General features: G+C 68.4%; 11 protein-coding genes and 1 tRNA gene. 7 read left to right on the top strand and 5 right to left on the bottom strand.

The genetic code is table 11. The features are described from left to right. Positions 1-32 precede the first annotated feature (32 nt). Complete coding sequence (locus ACFRAQ_RS28305) at positions 33-1013, bottom strand: LuxR C-terminal-related transcriptional regulator (RefSeq protein ID WP_379105003.1); 981 nt, start codon at positions 1011-1013, stop codon at positions 33-35. 62 nt (positions 1014-1075) lie between these two features. After that, complete coding sequence (locus tag ACFRAQ_RS28300) at positions 1076-1915, bottom strand: M23 family metallopeptidase (protein WP_379105001.1); 840 nt, start codon at positions 1913-1915, stop codon at positions 1076-1078. 198 nt (positions 1916-2113) lie between these two features. On the opposite strand from ACFRAQ_RS28300, the gene ACFRAQ_RS28295 reads away from it, so the two are divergent. Together ACFRAQ_RS28295 and ACFRAQ_RS28290 are read left to right on the top strand one after the other, a co-directional pair. Continuing rightward, positions 2114-3157: a nitronate monooxygenase gene (locus ACFRAQ_RS28295; RefSeq protein WP_379104999.1), complete on the top strand. Its 1044-nt coding sequence runs from the start codon at positions 2114-2116 to the stop codon at positions 3155-3157. 57 nt (positions 3158-3214) lie between these two features. After that, on the top strand, positions 3215-3607 hold the full coding sequence (locus ACFRAQ_RS28290) for an SCO5389 family protein (protein WP_379104997.1): 393 nt from the start codon (positions 3215-3217) through the stop codon (positions 3605-3607). A gap of 51 nt (positions 3608-3658) precedes the next feature. Here ACFRAQ_RS28290 and ACFRAQ_RS28285 read toward each other — a convergent pair whose 3' ends face one another. Next, positions 3659-5452, bottom strand: a complete 1794-nt coding sequence (locus ACFRAQ_RS28285) for a protein kinase (RefSeq protein ID WP_379104995.1) — start codon at positions 5450-5452, stop codon at positions 3659-3661. A gap of 87 nt (positions 5453-5539) precedes the next feature. Continuing rightward, positions 5540-7159 carry an acyl-CoA synthetase gene (locus ACFRAQ_RS28280; protein ID WP_379104993.1) on the bottom strand — a complete coding sequence of 540 codons (1620 nt, stop codon included), beginning with the start codon at positions 7157-7159 and terminating at the stop codon, positions 5540-5542. Positions 7160-7275: 116 nt separating this feature from the next. Between ACFRAQ_RS28280 and ACFRAQ_RS28275 the strand changes: the two genes are divergently transcribed. Beyond that, the gene (locus ACFRAQ_RS28275) at positions 7276-8094 is read left to right on the top strand and encodes a class I SAM-dependent methyltransferase (protein WP_379104991.1); all 819 of its coding nucleotides are present in this window, start codon (positions 7276-7278) and stop codon (positions 8092-8094) included. Between the two features lie 297 nt (positions 8095-8391). Here ACFRAQ_RS28275 and ACFRAQ_RS28270 read toward each other — a convergent pair whose 3' ends face one another. Further along, positions 8392-10029 (bottom strand): long-chain fatty acid--CoA ligase, encoded by a 1638-nt coding sequence (locus ACFRAQ_RS28270; protein ID WP_379104989.1) that lies wholly within the window; start codon positions 10027-10029, stop codon positions 8392-8394. 517 nt (positions 10030-10546) lie between these two features. On the opposite strand from ACFRAQ_RS28270, the gene ACFRAQ_RS28265 reads away from it, so the two are divergent. From ACFRAQ_RS28265 to ACFRAQ_RS28250, 4 genes are all read left to right on the top strand, one after another. After that, positions 10547-12016, top strand: a complete 1470-nt coding sequence (locus ACFRAQ_RS28265; protein WP_379104987.1) for a flavin-containing monooxygenase — start codon at positions 10547-10549, stop codon at positions 12014-12016. A gap of 70 nt (positions 12017-12086) precedes the next feature. Beyond that, positions 12087-12159, top strand: a tRNA-Arg gene (locus tag ACFRAQ_RS28260). A 594-nt stretch (positions 12160-12753) separates the two neighbouring features. After that, positions 12754-13113, top strand: a complete 360-nt coding sequence (locus ACFRAQ_RS28255; protein WP_379104985.1) for a hypothetical protein — start codon at positions 12754-12756, stop codon at positions 13111-13113. Next, positions 13068-14432: an FAD-dependent monooxygenase gene (locus ACFRAQ_RS28250; protein ID WP_379104983.1), complete on the top strand. Its 1365-nt coding sequence runs from the start codon at positions 13068-13070 to the stop codon at positions 14430-14432. Before ACFRAQ_RS28255 ends, ACFRAQ_RS28250 begins: the two co-directional genes overlap by 46 nt. Positions 14433-14644 lie beyond the last annotated feature (212 nt).

Below are 14644 nucleotides of genomic sequence, written 5' to 3'. Positions count from 1 at the left end.
TGTTGCTGTGAGGTGACTTGCGCCACAGACCCTTAGAGCCAGCCGCGGCGTGTCGCCTGCACTCCGGCCTGGAAACGGGTGCTCGCGCCCAGCCGTTCGAGCAGACTCGCGGTGCGGCGCACCACCGTTCGACGCGACAGGCCCAGCCGGCGCGCGATGGTGTCGTCGGTCGCGCCCATGCTCATCAGGGTGAGGATGGCCTTGTCCCGATCGTCGAGCGCCTCGGACGGATTCACCGAGATCGGCGTGGCGGTCAGCCACAGCGCGTCGAAGGTCTTGACCAGCAGGTCCAGGGTGGGCGACGGGCCCACGCGGACGCCCATGGGGTCGCCGCGGCGCTCGTCGGTGTGCAGCACCAGCACGGCGCGCCGATCGTCGGCGACGATCAGCTTCATCGGCGGGTCGGCGAGCGTGCGCGCCTGCGCGCCAACGGCGTTGGTGGCCAGCACGTGGCGCAGCCGCTCCGGATCCTGGTAGATGGTCTCCTGGTACAGGGTCCGGTAGTCGATGCCGGCCGCGATGCGCGAGGTCTTGAGCTCGAACATCCGCTCCTCGGTCTCCACATCGGAGAGGAACGGACCGCGTTCCACCACCTTCACGGTGGCGTGCGCGGTGTGCTGCAGGTCCTCGAAGTCGGCCAGCAGCTGGCGGCGCTCGTAGACGGCCACCACCGCACCGTCGGCGTCGGTGGTGCGACGCACCGAGCGGAAGGTCTCGCCCAGGCGCGCGGCGGCCGACTGCATGCGCAGCATGTCCTGATTACGGCGGCGAGTCTCGGCCTCCGACAAGGCTTCCGGGGCGTGCGCGTCGAAGCGCACCACGCCCTTGCCGTCGGTGAGCCGGACCACGGCCTCGAGCTGGCACAGCGCCTCCAGCGCGGACTCGGCCACGCGGGGCGGCACGGTCAGCCGCTCGGCCACCTCGAGCACGGTCGAACGCGGGTGCTGAACCAGCACCGCGTAGGAACGGCCGTGCACGGAGGCAGGGTCGAAGAGTTCGTCCAGTGTCGTCACCGCACCCACCGGCAGACGCCGGTCCGGAAAACGCCCGGTCATCGCGGGGGCCGGTGAACGATCTACTGGTCCGGTCCCCACTGCTGCTGCATGAGAACGCCCTTGCTGGCTAGCCATGGCAGCGGATCCATCTTGTTGTCGGCGGCGTCCCAGATCTCGAGGTGCAGATGGGGACCGGTCGAGTTGCCGCGGTTGCCCACGGAGGCGATGACATCGCCGGTGTTCACGCGCTGGCCCACGTTCACGTACATGTCGTTGACGTGTCCGTAGACCGCGGTGGTGCCGTCGTCCTGCTTGACGCGCACCCAGAGGCCGAAGCCCGAGGCCGGGCCGGCATCGATGACCGTGCCGCCCATCACCGAGTGGATGGGGGTACCGATCGGGTCGGCGAAGTCGATGCCGTAATGCATTGCGCCCCAGCGCATGCCGAAGCCGGAGGAGAGCTGGCCGTTGACCGGCTTCACCACGCCCGGGCCCGGGTTGAGCTGCTGCTGGAGGGACTTCAGAGTCTGTTCGGCCTGCGCCAGCGGGTTGGAGATCTCCGGCGGCAGGTTCTGCAGGCCGAAGGGGGCCGGGTTCGGCGCGGGGGCCGCGATCGGGGCCTCGGGGGCGGGCTCGGCGATGGGGGCCGCCACGTCCTTGGCCTGCTTCAGATCGGCGGTCGCCGCGACGGGGGCGACGTCCTCGGCGACCGTGGCGGCCTTCTCGTCGTGCGTGGGGAGCAGCGGGGCGGCGTGCGCGAGAGCGGGGACCAGCTGCGATCCGGTGCCGATGAGCGCACCGGCCGCGACCGCGAAACTGGCGGCGGTCTTGACCTTGTCGGTGGCGGAGGGCTCGGCCCGGTGCCGCCTGCGCGAGGTGACGCCAGTGCGGACAGCACCGGAATCACCAAGCAAATCCATGACTGATACGGAGTTCGCGGTCGTTCGGTGATGCGGCACTGCAAGTCCTAGCGTTCGGAGGGTCCGGTAACGATTCGGCATCGCTGTGATGGAAACAGTACTCGCTTGTGACCATTTCGCAACCTTCTGTGCGATAACGCCAGCTCGAGCACTCGAACCCTTGATCACAAACCGTAACCGAAAAGGCACAATGGTGAGATGGTTCTCGACGAGTTGCGTACGCCGATCGTCCTGGCACCCATGGCCGGGGGGCCGTCCACCCCGGCGCTGGCCGCCGCCGTGACCGACGCGGGCGGGCTGGGCTTCGTTGCCGCCGGATATCTGCCCGCGAGTGAGCTGGCCGCGCGGATCGCCGCGACGCGGGCGCTCACCGCCGGCGCGTTCGGGGTGAATCTCTTCTATCCCTCCGAACCGAGTCCGACCGATCGATTCGAGACGTATGTCGGCGGCCTGGCCGCCGAGTTCCCCGTCGGCGAGCCCCGCTACGACAGCGACGACTGGGACGCCAAACTCGACCTGCTCACCGCCGACCCCGTCCCGGTGGTGTCGACCACCTTCGGCTGCCCGACCGCCGCGGAGATCGCGCGGCTGCGGGCGGCCGGGACCGAGGTGTGGGTGACGGTCACGACCGTCGCCGAAGCGCGCCGGGCCGTGGCCGCGGGCGCGGACGCGCTGATCGCGCAGGGCGCGGAAGCGGGCGGGCATCGCGGCGTGTTCGTCGACGATCCGGCCGACGATCTCACCGACCCCCTGGGCCTGCTGACGCTGCTGCAACTGCTGCGCGACGCGGTGGACGCCCCGATCGTGGCGGCGGGCGGCATCGCGACCGGCGCGGGCGTGGCCGCCGCGTTGTCGGCCGGAGCGGCCGCCGCACAGCTGGGTACCGCGTTCCTGCGCTGCCCCGAGGCGGGAACCGCGCCGGTGGTGCGCGCGGCGATCATCGCCGACACCCCGACCATGCTGACCCGCGCCTTCACCGGACGCCGGGCGCGCGGACTGCGGAATCGATTCCTGGTGGAGCATCAGGACGCTCCGGTCGCCTATCCCGAGATCCATTACGCCACCGGGCCTTTGCGGGCGGCCGCGCGGGCCGAGGGCAATGCCGACGCGGTGAATCTCTGGGCAGGTCAGGCGCATGCGCTGGCGCCGGAGCTACCGGCGGGCGAGCTGGTCCGAACCCTGACCGCGGACGCGAAAAAGGCTCTGGAGCGGGCACTTTCGTCGCGAATCCAGACTTATTGACAACGGATTCCATCTACAATCGGCTGACACCTTCCGCCATCCCATGAGGAGAGCGTTATGTCACTCGATGTACCCACCGCACTACTCGAGCGCGCCGAACGCGGTGAAGTCAGCGACGCAGAGTTCGTCGAATGCGTCCGTCACTCGCTGCCCTACGCCTACGAGGTCGTCAGCCGGGTAGCCGACGATCTGCGTTCCGGCACGGCGGAATACGCCGACAACACCATCGCGCCGCCGGACGAGACGGCCCGTGGTCAGCTGCTGCGGGCCATGGCCTCCGATGCCATTCGCGGCGGCCTGGAGCGCCATTTCGGCATCAAGCTCGCCTTCCAGAACTGCCACCGGGTCGCGGCCTTCCCGCTCGCCTCGGTCGGCGGCGACACCTACTCCACCTTCATCTCCACCCGGGCCCAACTGCTCAACCAGAGCCCGGAACTGCGCAACTGCTGAGCGCCCCATCCGGATTCGGCGCGACCGCGACCCGGTCGCGCCGAATCCGCGCTACCCCCGCGCCCGGAACCGGCGCACCTCCAGCACCGTCACCCAGATCGATCCCGCGAATGGCGCGACGAAGATCAGGTACGCGATCAACGTCTCCAGCCAGCCGTCGAATCCTTCGGAGAACGTCACCGCCAGCACGCCGACGCTCATGATCCCGAAGAACAGCACCCCTAACCCCAGCACCGCCCACCACACCGGCTGCCACGGCCGAATCCCCTGCCGCCGCACCGGCTTCGCCACCGCCCCGCCATAGCCGGCGGCATGCGGCGACGCGAACCCCATCGCGCCGGTCATCGGCTGCTCGACCCGCCCAGCCGAACCCATGCCGCCCGGCTGCCTCGCCATGCCCGCCGCGGTCCCGCCCGGCAGCGGCGCGGCGCCCCCACCGATCACGCCCGGCAGCGACGTCGCACTCCCACCCATCACGCCGGGCAGCGGCATACCGCCCGAACCCATGACACCCGGCAGCGGCGTACCGCCCGAACCCATAACACCGGGGGGTGGCGTTGCGCCCGAGCCCATCCCAGGCGACATGCCTCCACTCGCGCCCATGCCGGTCGACGGAAGTGCCCCACCCACGGCGATTCGACTGGGCGGTGGCGGCGTACCAGCGCCGAACCGGCTCGGCGGCGGTGTCGCACCGGCGTTCAGCCGGCTCGGCGGAGGCGTTGCGCCCGAAGGAGTTCTGGATTGCGGCGCCGGTGCCGGGCCCACTGCTGAGCGACCGTAGGACGCCGGGCCGCCCGGCCCAGGGCCCGGCGTCGAACCGGGGCTGGACGCCGAGTCGGAGCCGGGGCCCGACGCCGAGCTCGGGCCCGAACCCCGGCCCGGGATCGACCCGGGGTTCGCCGATCCCGGAGGCGGGGTGTAGGGCGTGTACTGGGATGCGGGGGTGGGAGTGTGGCTCGGGAAGCGGTCCGCACCATCCCATTTCGCGGTGGGTTCGGCCCGGCGGTGCGGGGCCTGACGCGGGGCCGGGGTCGATTCCAGGGCGGTGCGGGCGGCGGCGGCCAGCGCGCCCGCGGAGGAGAAGCGGTGGTCGGGATCCTTGGCCATGCCGCGCGCGATGACGGCGTCGAGGGCCGCGGTGACCCGGGGGTTGCGGTCGGCGGCGCGGGGCGGGTCGGTGGTGAGGTGGGCGGCCATCTGCTGGACCGGGTCGGCATGGGCGAAAGGTTTCGCGGCGGTGAGGGTTTCGTACAGCAGGCAGGCCAGGGAGTAGACGTCGGAGCGCAGGTCCTCGGTGCCGGAGTAGCGTTCGGGCGCCATGTAGGCCCAGGTCCCCACGGCCACACCGGTGCCGGTGATGGTGGCCTGGCCGACGCCGCGGGCGATGCCGAAGTCGATGAGGTAGGCGAAGCCGTTGGGCAGCGTGAGCACGTTGGAGGGCTTCACATCCCGGTGCACCAGCCCGGCCTTGTGCGCGATGTCGAGGGCCTCGGCGATCTGCGAGACGAGTTCGACAGCCCGCCCGGGCGTCATCGCGCCCTCCGCGCGCAGGGTCTTGCCCAGATCGGAGCCGTCGATCAGCTCCATATCGATGTAGAGCCGTCCGTCGAGTTCTCCGAAGGCGTGGATGGGCACTACGTGCGGCCCGCGTAGTCGGGCGGCCAGCCGGGCTTCGCGTTCGAAGCGCCGCCGGTAGTCCTCGTCGGCGGCGAGTTCCGCGGGGAGCAGTTTGAGGGCCACTTCCCGTTCCAGCCGGGTGTCCTCGGCCAGCCACACCTGCCCCATGCCGCCGCGACCGAGCAGCTCGACGAGCCGATAGTGGCCGAGATTACCTGCCCCCGGCACCTGTCCTCCCCTGGCTCGACCGCGTACTGCGATGCTCAGCATACGGCGCGGTCCGCCGGAAGGGCAGGTGCCGGATGCGGCTGCGGCTCAGACCTCCTGGAGTTTGCGCTTGAGCACCTTGCCGGTGGGGTTGCGGGGCAGTTCGGCGAGGAACACCACCTCGCGCGGCACCTTGTACCGGGCCAGGTTGTCCTTCACGAACTCCTTGATCTCGGGCTCGGTGCAGGTCCGACCCTCGTGAACGACCACGAAAGCCTTGAGCCGCGCGCCGAATTGCGCGTCCGCGACCCCGATGACCGCCGCTTCCCGCACCGCCGGATGCGTGTAGAGCAGTTCCTCGACCTCTGCCGGGAAGACGTTCTCGCCGCCGGAGACGATCATGTCGTCGTCGCGGCCGTCGATGAAAAGCCGTCCCGCGGCATCGAAGTGGCCGACGTCCCCGGAGGACATGAGCCCGCGCACGAATTCCTTGTTTCCGCCGCCGGTGTAGCCCTCGAACTGGATGCTGTTGCCGACGAAGATGCGTCCGGTCGCGCCATTGGGCACGGCCCGCCCGCGCTCGTCGAGGATCTCCACACGCGCACCCAGCACCGGTTTACCCACGCAGCCGGGCTCTTCGGCCAGATCGGCGGGGGTGGCGATGGTGGCGTAGGCGACCTCGGTGGACCCGTACAGGTTGTAGACGACCGGTCCGAACGCCGCCGTCACCTCCCGGCACAGTTGCGCGCCGAGCTGGGATCCGGCCACGAACACGATGCGCAGCGCGGACAGGTCGCGCCCGGTGAGCGCCTGGCCGCCCAGATCCATCATGCGCGACAACATGACCGGCACCGCGATCACCGTGGTGGCCCGGCGCCGGGCCATGGAGTCGATGGCGGCCTGCGGGTCGAAGCGGCGGCGGATCACCAGGGTGGAGCCGAAGCCCAGGGTCAGTACGGCGCAGGCGAAGCCGAGGGTGTGGAACATGGGGGCACAGCATTCGGTCACCTCGTTCACCCGGAACGGGACCTTGGACAGCAGACCACCCAGGGACAGCAGCGATTTCGGTTCCGCGCGGGGCGCGCCCTTGGGGGTGCCGGTGGTGCCGCTGGTGAGCAGGATGATCTTGGGTTCGGCCCCGGGCGCGGGCGGCGCGTCCGGTGAGCCGGTGGCGATGAGGTGTTCGAGGCTGTCCGCGCGCGGCTCCTCGGTCCAGGCCCGGTAGCTGCCGCGCTTGGGGTGCACCTCGCCGAGCAGTTCGGCGTACTCGTCGTCGTAGACGAGCAGGTCGGTGCCCTCGCGGGTGGCGACGTCGCGGATCTGCGGGGCCGCGAAATCGGTGTTGAGCAGGATGATCCGGGCCCCGCACTTGGCGGCGGCGAAGATGGCGTCGAGCAGGCCGCGGTGATTGCGGGCCAGCACGGCCACGCCCTCACGCGGTTTCAGCCCGCGCTCGCGCCAGGCGTTGGCGAGCCGGTTGGAGCGGTCCTCGAGGTCGGCGAAGGTGAGTTCGCCCAGTTCGTCGATGACGGCGGTGCGGCTGCCGTAGCGCGCCGCCGACAGCCGCAGCCCGGCGGCCAGGGTGCCGTAGCGCAGCATGGCGGTGGCGGCGGCCAGCAATACGGCCGGGGATTCCAGTCGCGCCAACCCGGCTTCCACGGCCAGGCGCGCGGATTCGGCCTCCAGGTAGGCCCGCTCCCCCACCGACTTGATCAGCCCGAATGTCATGCCTGACCACCCTGTTTCGATTCCACCCCGGACCTCCTCGTCCACCCCTGCGGATTGCGGGCATCTGCCCTCAAACTAACCGTACGGGCCAGGGACCGCGACCGGAACTGCCTATCATGGCGACCGTGACAGATCCGTTGTCGGCGAATCGGCGGAACTGGGATGCCCGCGCCGGCATCCACGCCGCCAGCCGTTTCTACCGTGATCATGATGCGAGCTACTGGTTCGCGCCCTTCGAATGGGATGCCCTGGGGGATGTGGACGGCCTCGATGTCGCCCATCTGCAATGCCATCTGGGCACGGAGACAATCGAATTCGCGCGCCGGGGCGCTCGCGCGGTGGGCTTGGACTTCTCGCCCGAGTCGGTGCGGCACGCCCGCGAATTGGCCGGAGACGCCGTCGAATACGTGTGCGCCGACGTGTACGACGCGCGAGAGGCCCTGGGTGAGAAGAGTTTCGACGTCGTCTACACCGGCAAGGGCGCGCTCTGCTACCTGCCGGACCTGACCCGCTGGGCGCGGGTGGTCGCCGACCTGCTGCGACCCGGCGGGCTGTTCTATCTGGTGGAATTCCATCCGCTGCTGCACGCGCTGGGACCCACGCCGCCGCCGGAGGTCGACCCGAGTCAGCTCGTCCTGCACGACGACTATCTGGCCGGGCGCGGCGCGCAACGCCGCGACAGCGCGCACACCTACACCGACGGCCCGGACCTCACCTCCGACACCACCGCCTACGAATGGCGACACGGTCTCGGTGAGGTGGTCACCGCGCTGCTCGAGGCGGGCCTGCGCATCACCGGACTGACGGAGACCGACACCCTGCCGTGGCCGCGCTGGCCGCAGATGGTGCCGACCGAGACCGGCTGGTGGCGGCTCCCGCCCGCGGATCCGATCGTCCCGGTGCTCTACGGATTGTCCGCTGCCAAGGACAAATAGTCGCAAGCTATTGACTGGCGATCCCCACGGCGGGACACTTGAATTCACACCGGAACACCGGGGCGAGCCATAGTGTCTGACGAGACGTCGAAAGACATGGGTGGCATGTTCGAGGAATCCGGCCAGGCCCCCGGCAAGCCAGTCGGATGGAGAGTAATCAGCGACGACTGATACTCCGAATTCGATGGAGACTACCGGGGACTGATCTATATATGGAGGAATTCGCGCCGGTCAGGCGCCTGTTTTCGAGCCGCGCCCCAGGGGGACGCGGCTCGAGCCGTATCTCGGGTACAGCGATCAGGCCAGCGTGACGACGGTCAGCGAGCCGTCGGCGTGCTGGGCGCGCAGCCGCTTCTTGTCGAACTTGCCGACACTGGTCTTGGGCACCTCCGCGATGAAGGCCCAGTGCTCGGGCAGCTGCCACTTGGCGAACTTCGGCGCGATGAAGTCGCGCAGCTCTTCGGGTTTGGCCGCGGAGCCGTCGGCCAGCACGATGGCGACCAGCGGACGCTCGTCCCACTTCTCGTCCGGGATGCCGATGACGGCGGCCTCGGCCACGGCCGGGTGGCCCATCACCGCGTTCTCCAGGTCCACCGAGGAGATCCACTCACCGCCGGACTTGATGACGTCCTTGGAGCGGTCGACCAGGGTGAGGTAGCCGTTGGGGCTAATCTTGCCGACGTCGCCGGTGCGCAGCCAGCCGTCGTGGAACTTGTCCGGGTCCACCTCGCCGCCGGACGGCGAGTAGTAGGAGCCGGTGATCCACGGTCCGCGAACCTCCAACTCGCCCAGCGCTTCTCCGTCGTTGGGCAGCACCGAGCCGTCGTCGGCGACCAGGCGGGCCTGCACGCCGGCCGGGAAGCGGCCCTGGGTGTAGCGGTAGCTCCAGGCCTCGTCGCCCTCGGCGCCGGCAGGCGGGTGCGCGACCGAACCCAGCGGGGAGGTCTCGGTCATGCCCCAGGCGTGCAGCAGCTTGACGCCGTGCCGCTCCTGGAAGGCCTGCATCATCGACGGCGGCACGGCCGCGCCGCCGACCACGCAGGTGCGCAGATGCGAGATGTCCTGCGGCTGCGCCTGCAGCCCGGCCAGCACGCCACCCCAGATAGTGGGGACAGCGGCCGCGAAGGTGGGCTTGACGGCGGCCATCATCTCCAGCAGCGGGGCGGGCTGCAGGAAGCGGTCGGGCATGAGCACATTGGCGCCGGACATCATGGCGGCGTACGGGATGCCCCAGGCGTTGGCGTGGAACAGCGGCACGATGGCGAGCACGGTGTCGGAGGCGTCGAAGCCCATGCCGTTGGGCGAGATCACCTGCATGGCGTGCAGCCAGTTGGAGCGGTGCGAGTAGACGACGCCCTTGGGGTCGCCGGTGGTGCCGGAGGTGTAGCACATGCCGGCCGCGGAACGCTCGTCGATGACCGGGAAGTCGTAGCTGTCGGACTGGGCGTCGAGCAGCTCGCGGTAGGAGTGCACGGTGACGCCCTCGGGAGCCTGGAGCGCGGCCGCGTCGCCATTGGCGACGATCACGTGGCGGACGGTCTTCAGGTTGGGCAGGTACTGGGCGAACATCGGCAGCAGCGAGCCGTCGACGATCACGACCTGGTCTTCGGCGTGGTTGGCCACGAACACCAGCTGTTCGGGGAACAGTCGGATGTTCAGGGCGTGCAGGACTGCGCCCATCGCGGGGACCGCGATGTAGGCGACCATGTGCTCGTTGTTGTTCCACATGAAGGTGCCGACCCGGTCTCCGACGCCGACGCCCAGGTCACGCAGGGCGTTGGCGAGCCGGGCCGCGTCCTGGCCGACCTCACGATAGGTCTGGGTGCGCAATCCGTCGCCGGTCCAGGTGGAGACATGACTGTCGCCCTGGAAGGTGGACGCGTAGCGCAGCAGTGTCGCCAGCGACAGCTGCTCGTCCTGCATGGTGCTCAACATTTCCCAACCGCTCCTTGCATGTGCCTACGAGTGACGTGAACTGAGTCACTTGCGGCGAGCCTAGCCGAATTCGGACATGAGCTGCGAGGAAGTCGTCCCGGGTCAGGGGACGAGGTCTCGGGCTGCGGACGACGAACCCCACCCTCGCCGTCCGCAGCCCGTCGCCGACCCGCCGCCGCCCAACACGACGACCAGCCGGCCCCGCGGTCCTGATCAGCGACTCGGCGCGCTGACGACGCCCCCTGCGGCGGCGCAGAATAGCCAATCACTAACCAGGACAAGCAAATTGGAGCAAAGACTTCCGTGAATATAGGGAGTGTGACACCGGGCTGTCCAGTCGGGGACAGCGTCGCAGGTCAGACTGCGCTCACTGACCCGGACAGTGAGCGGCGAGAACGGCATTCCGGCAACAATCGGCATCCGAACCCGGGCTCACAATCCCCGGTGGCCGAAAATACCGATTCACTGACCGGCGATGTCTGCATGACCAGCGGTAATGCGCTCTACCGTTGCTGGTATGCAGCGAGAGCCGTCCATTCTGATCATCGGTGCCGGTTTCGCCGGACTCGGTATGGCGCTGGAATTGCAGCGCCATGGCCTGACCAACTTCACCATTCTGGAGAAGGCCGCCGACCTCGGCGGGGTCTGGCGGGAGAACACCTATCCGGGCGCGGCCTGCGATGTGCCGTCGCCGCTGTACTCGTGGTCGTTCGAGCCGAAATCGGATTGGCCGCGGCGGTTCTCGCAGCAGGCCGATATCCACGCGTACATGCGCACGGTCGCGGAGAAGCACGGTCTGCCGGCCAAGATCGAGTTCGGGGCGGAGGTGCTGGACGCCGAGTTCGACGAGTCGAGCGCGATGTGGCGGGTCCGCACCGCCGACGGCGTCACCCATCTGGCGGACGTGCTGATTCCCGCGGTCGGACAACTGTCGCGCCCCGCCATGCCGAATCTGCCCGGCATCGATTCCTTCACGGGCGCGGCGTTCCATTCGGCCGAATGGGATCATTCGGTAGATCTGACCGGTAAGCGGGTGGCCTGCATCGGTACGGGAGCCAGTGCCATTCAATACATTCCGGCGATCCAGCCGAAGGTCGACCACCTCACGCTCTTCCAGCGTTCGGCCGCGTGGGTGCTGCCCAAGTTCGACGTCGAGTACACCCCGCTGCATCACGCCCTGTTCGAGTACGTGCCGGGCGCGCGGCTGGCCGAGCGGTTCGCCATCTGGACGTTCTTCGAGGTGATGGCGTTGGCGCTCACCGATATTCCGGCGATCAAGACCCCGGTGATCGCCATCGCCGACCGGCACCGCGCGAAGCAGGTTCCCGACGAGGCGCTGCGCGCCAAGCTGACCCCCGACTACGCGGCGGGCTGCAAGCGCGGCCTGTTCTCGAACGAGTACTTTCCCGCCTTGTCGCAGCCCAATGTGACGGTGGAGACCACCGCCATCGAAGCCGTGACCCCCAAGGGAATTCGCACCGCCGACGGTGTCGAGCATCCGGTCGACGTGATCGTCTACGGCACCGGTTTCAAGGGCACCGAGTTCCTGGCCCCCATGCACATCTACGGCCTGCACGGCCGCAAACTGGCCGACGAGTGGTCCCCCGAGGGCGCCCGCGCCTTCCTGGGCATGTCGGTCCCCGGTTTCCCGAACCTGTTCCTCATGTACGGCCCCAACACCAACGTCGGTTCCGGCTCCATCATCTACATGCTGGAGTCCCAGTCCCGCTACATCCGACAGGCCATCTCCTACCTGTCCCGCCGCCCCGGCCGCTACCTGGCCGCCACCCCCGAGGCGGAGCAGTCCTGGGACGACTGGCTGCAGCGCCGACTGAAGGACACCCCCTGGAACTTCTGTTCCAGCTGGTACCGCAACGCCTCGGGCCGCATCACCAACAACTGGCCCGGCGCCACCCTCCTGTTCCGCTGGAAAACAACCAGATTCACCCCCGCCGACTACCTCGAATCCGAAGCCTCCCGCCGCTGACCCAGCGGATGCGACCCCCGAGCCCCCAACCAGGTAGACTGCCGACGACCCGGCCACGGCCGGGCGGTCAGCCCTCGTAGCTCAGGGGATAGAGCACCGCTCTCCTAAAGCGGGTGTCGCAGGTTCGAATCCTGCCGAGGGCACATCCTTACCCGCAACTTGCGCACCGGCGCGTTTGAATGCCAGATACGTGCCAGTTCAGCATGAGCGCCGGTCGCGGAACTGGACATCCAGGCGCAAGTCGGAGCAAGGCCCGCGCCAACGGCCGACACCTACGTGTCCGTTGCAATGCCTCGCCTTGGTCGACGTCAAACCCTGGATGAACGACGCACGGCGCCAGCGCCTTCGGCGTGCGGGGCGCGACCCGACCGACCCCGCGAGCGGTTTCATCAGATCCGGATCCTGATCATCACAACGATGCCGAGCGGACTTCGGTGTGGACAGCGATGGCCGATGCTGCGCGGCTGGCATCGGTAGCGCCGCAATGCCTTCCGACGTGTTCAATACCGGTCGGCCAGATCCTCGTCGTCGACGACCCGCGCAGCCGCGGCGAGCCTACGCAACCTCGCGACCACGATGTCGGTGGCAGCTGCTGTGGGGGCGGCTGCTGTAGCAGCTGAGCCGGCGGCCAGCGGGACGCGGCGGGCATTATATATGGGCCAATGCTAAGTCTTCTGGAGTTCGGCGAAACCGCGTAGACTTCCAGCAGGTCGGGACAGCATTTTTGGAGCCCTATCATGACCGAGAGAAAGAGTTCACGCACAAGGTTCACCCGGCTGGCGGCTGCCGCCGGTATAGCCGCACTCGCCGCGATTCCGGTCGCCGCAGCCGCGGCAAAAGCGCCTACCGCGCAAGCAACCACGCCAACGTCTGTAACCCAGCAAGTCGACAGCCCTGGTTGGGGCGGCGGCCACGGCTGGGGCGGCGGCGGCTGGGGCGGTGGCGGCTGGGGCGGCGGCCACGGCTGGGGCGGTGGCGGCTGGGGTTGGGGTGGCAACGGCTGGGGTTGGGGCGGCAACGGCTGGGGTTGGGGTGGCGGCAACGGCTGGGGATGGAATCCCGGCTGGTGGCTACCCGGTGGCTGGGGCAGCTTCTAGCGCTGGTGATCGAGCCCGGACACGCACAGCGTGCCGGGCTCGGTCGCATCGAGTACCACCATGTGAAGCCAGGTTCGACCAACTCGGCTGGAGCCGGTGACGAGATGAAGATCGTATGTGTCGGTGGCGGGCCGGCCGGGTTGTACTTCGCTATTTCGATGAAGCGCCGCGACCCGGCCCATGACATCACGGTGATCGACCGCGATCCTCCCGGATCCACCTATGGCTGGGGCGTCGTGTATTGGGACGACCTGCTCGACATTCTGTATCGGAATGACCCCGACAGCGCCCAGGCGGTGCGTGCCGGGTCGGTCGTATGGCGTGAACAGGCAATCCATGTGTGCGACAACGAGACCGCGCATTTCGGGGGCTACGGGTTCAGCATGGGGCGCGCGGCCTTGCTCGACGTGCTTTCGCGACGGGCGAGGGACCTGGGCGTCGATGTCCAGCACGGGCGAAACGTGGATGATCTGTCCGGCTTCGACGATTTCGATCTCATCGTCGCCTCCGACGGCGCGAACAGCCGGATACGACAGCTGGGTGATCATCGTTTCGGCACGTCGGTCACACTCGGCGAGAATCGATATATCTGGCTCGGCACGGACAAGGTCTTCACCCGATTCACCTTCGCCTTCGAACACACCTCGGCCGGTTGGATCTGGTTTCACGCCTACCCGTCGATTGCCGGGAGAATCAGCACCTGCATCGTCGAATGCCAACCGCGGACTTGGCATGGACTGGGATTCGATTCCCTGGACGATCTGGAGAACGTGCGGGTTCTGGAGAACATATTCGGCCGCCCTCTCGACGGTCACTCGTTGATCAGCAAGACACGAGGCGAATTCGCAAGGTGGAGCCGATTTCCCGAGGTGACCAACAAGACCTGGTATCACGACAACGTGGTGCTGCTCGGCGATGCGGCGCACACGACGCACTTCACCATCGGCTCAGGCACCCGGTTGGCAATCGTCGACGCTGTCGTGCTCGCACAGAACCTGTACGAGCATGCCGAGGTCGCCGACGCACTGAAGAATTACGATGCGCAGCGGCGCGCCGCACTGCGCCCGATACAGGCCGCCGCCCGTACCAGCATGGTCTGGTTCGAACACGCCGACCGATATCTCGATCGCGGCGCCGTGCAGTTCGCCTATGCGATGTCGGTCCGGCACGGGCGGCAAATGCCGTGGCGGTATCAGCTGCACCTGCTCACGCAGGTACCCAGTGTGCGCAAGATCAGGCGTGCCATCGAATCCGGACAGCGATGGCGGCGGGCTGCCCGCCGTGGGGAGCTCGCGATGGCGCCCCGCTCGAGCCGCTAGCTCGCCGGTTCGGTGTCAAGGTTCGAATCCTGCCGAGGGCACACCATCAGCGCCGGATATGGCCGACGGCCCCGGCCGAGCGCCTACCCTGAACACACGAACGCCCCGTTGGATAGGCTTGGGTTCTAGTAGTGGTCGCAACATCCCAGCTCAAGGGGTGTAGTGGACTTTCAGATTCGAGAGGACCGGGGGCGGCATAGCGGCGGGCGGCC

Source organism: Nocardia sp. NPDC056611 (assembly GCF_042792755.1).
Taxonomy (GTDB): domain Bacteria; phylum Actinomycetota; class Actinomycetes; order Mycobacteriales; family Mycobacteriaceae; genus Nocardia.
The sequence above is the reverse complement of the archived record's forward strand: the minus strand, read 5'-3'. Positions and strand labels throughout refer to the sequence as shown.

Excerpts from the sequence above, each read along its gene's own strand:
- ACFRAQ_RS28275 (WP_379104991.1), top strand. The coding sequence starts at position 7,276 with ATGGCGACCGTGACAGATCCGTTGTCGGCGAATCGGCGGAACTGGGAT.
- ACFRAQ_RS28290 (WP_379104997.1), top strand. The coding sequence starts at position 3,215 with ATGTCACTCGATGTACCCACCGCACTACTCGAGCGCGCCGAACGCGGT.
- ACFRAQ_RS28295 (WP_379104999.1), top strand. The coding sequence starts at position 2,114 with ATGGTTCTCGACGAGTTGCGTACGCCGATCGTCCTGGCACCCATGGCC.
- ACFRAQ_RS28255 (WP_379104985.1), top strand. The coding sequence starts at position 12,754 with ATGACCGAGAGAAAGAGTTCACGCACAAGGTTCACCCGGCTGGCGGCT.
- ACFRAQ_RS28265 (WP_379104987.1), top strand. The coding sequence starts at position 10,547 with ATGCAGCGAGAGCCGTCCATTCTGATCATCGGTGCCGGTTTCGCCGGA.
- ACFRAQ_RS28250 (WP_379104983.1), top strand. The coding sequence starts at position 13,068 with ATGGAATCCCGGCTGGTGGCTACCCGGTGGCTGGGGCAGCTTCTAGCG.
- ACFRAQ_RS28300 (WP_379105001.1), bottom strand. The coding sequence starts at position 1,915 with ATGGATTTGCTTGGTGATTCCGGTGCTGTCCGCACTGGCGTCACCTCG.
- ACFRAQ_RS28270 (WP_379104989.1), bottom strand. The coding sequence starts at position 10,029 with ATGTTGAGCACCATGCAGGACGAGCAGCTGTCGCTGGCGACACTGCTG.
- ACFRAQ_RS28280 (WP_379104993.1), bottom strand. The coding sequence starts at position 7,159 with ATGACATTCGGGCTGATCAAGTCGGTGGGGGAGCGGGCCTACCTGGAG.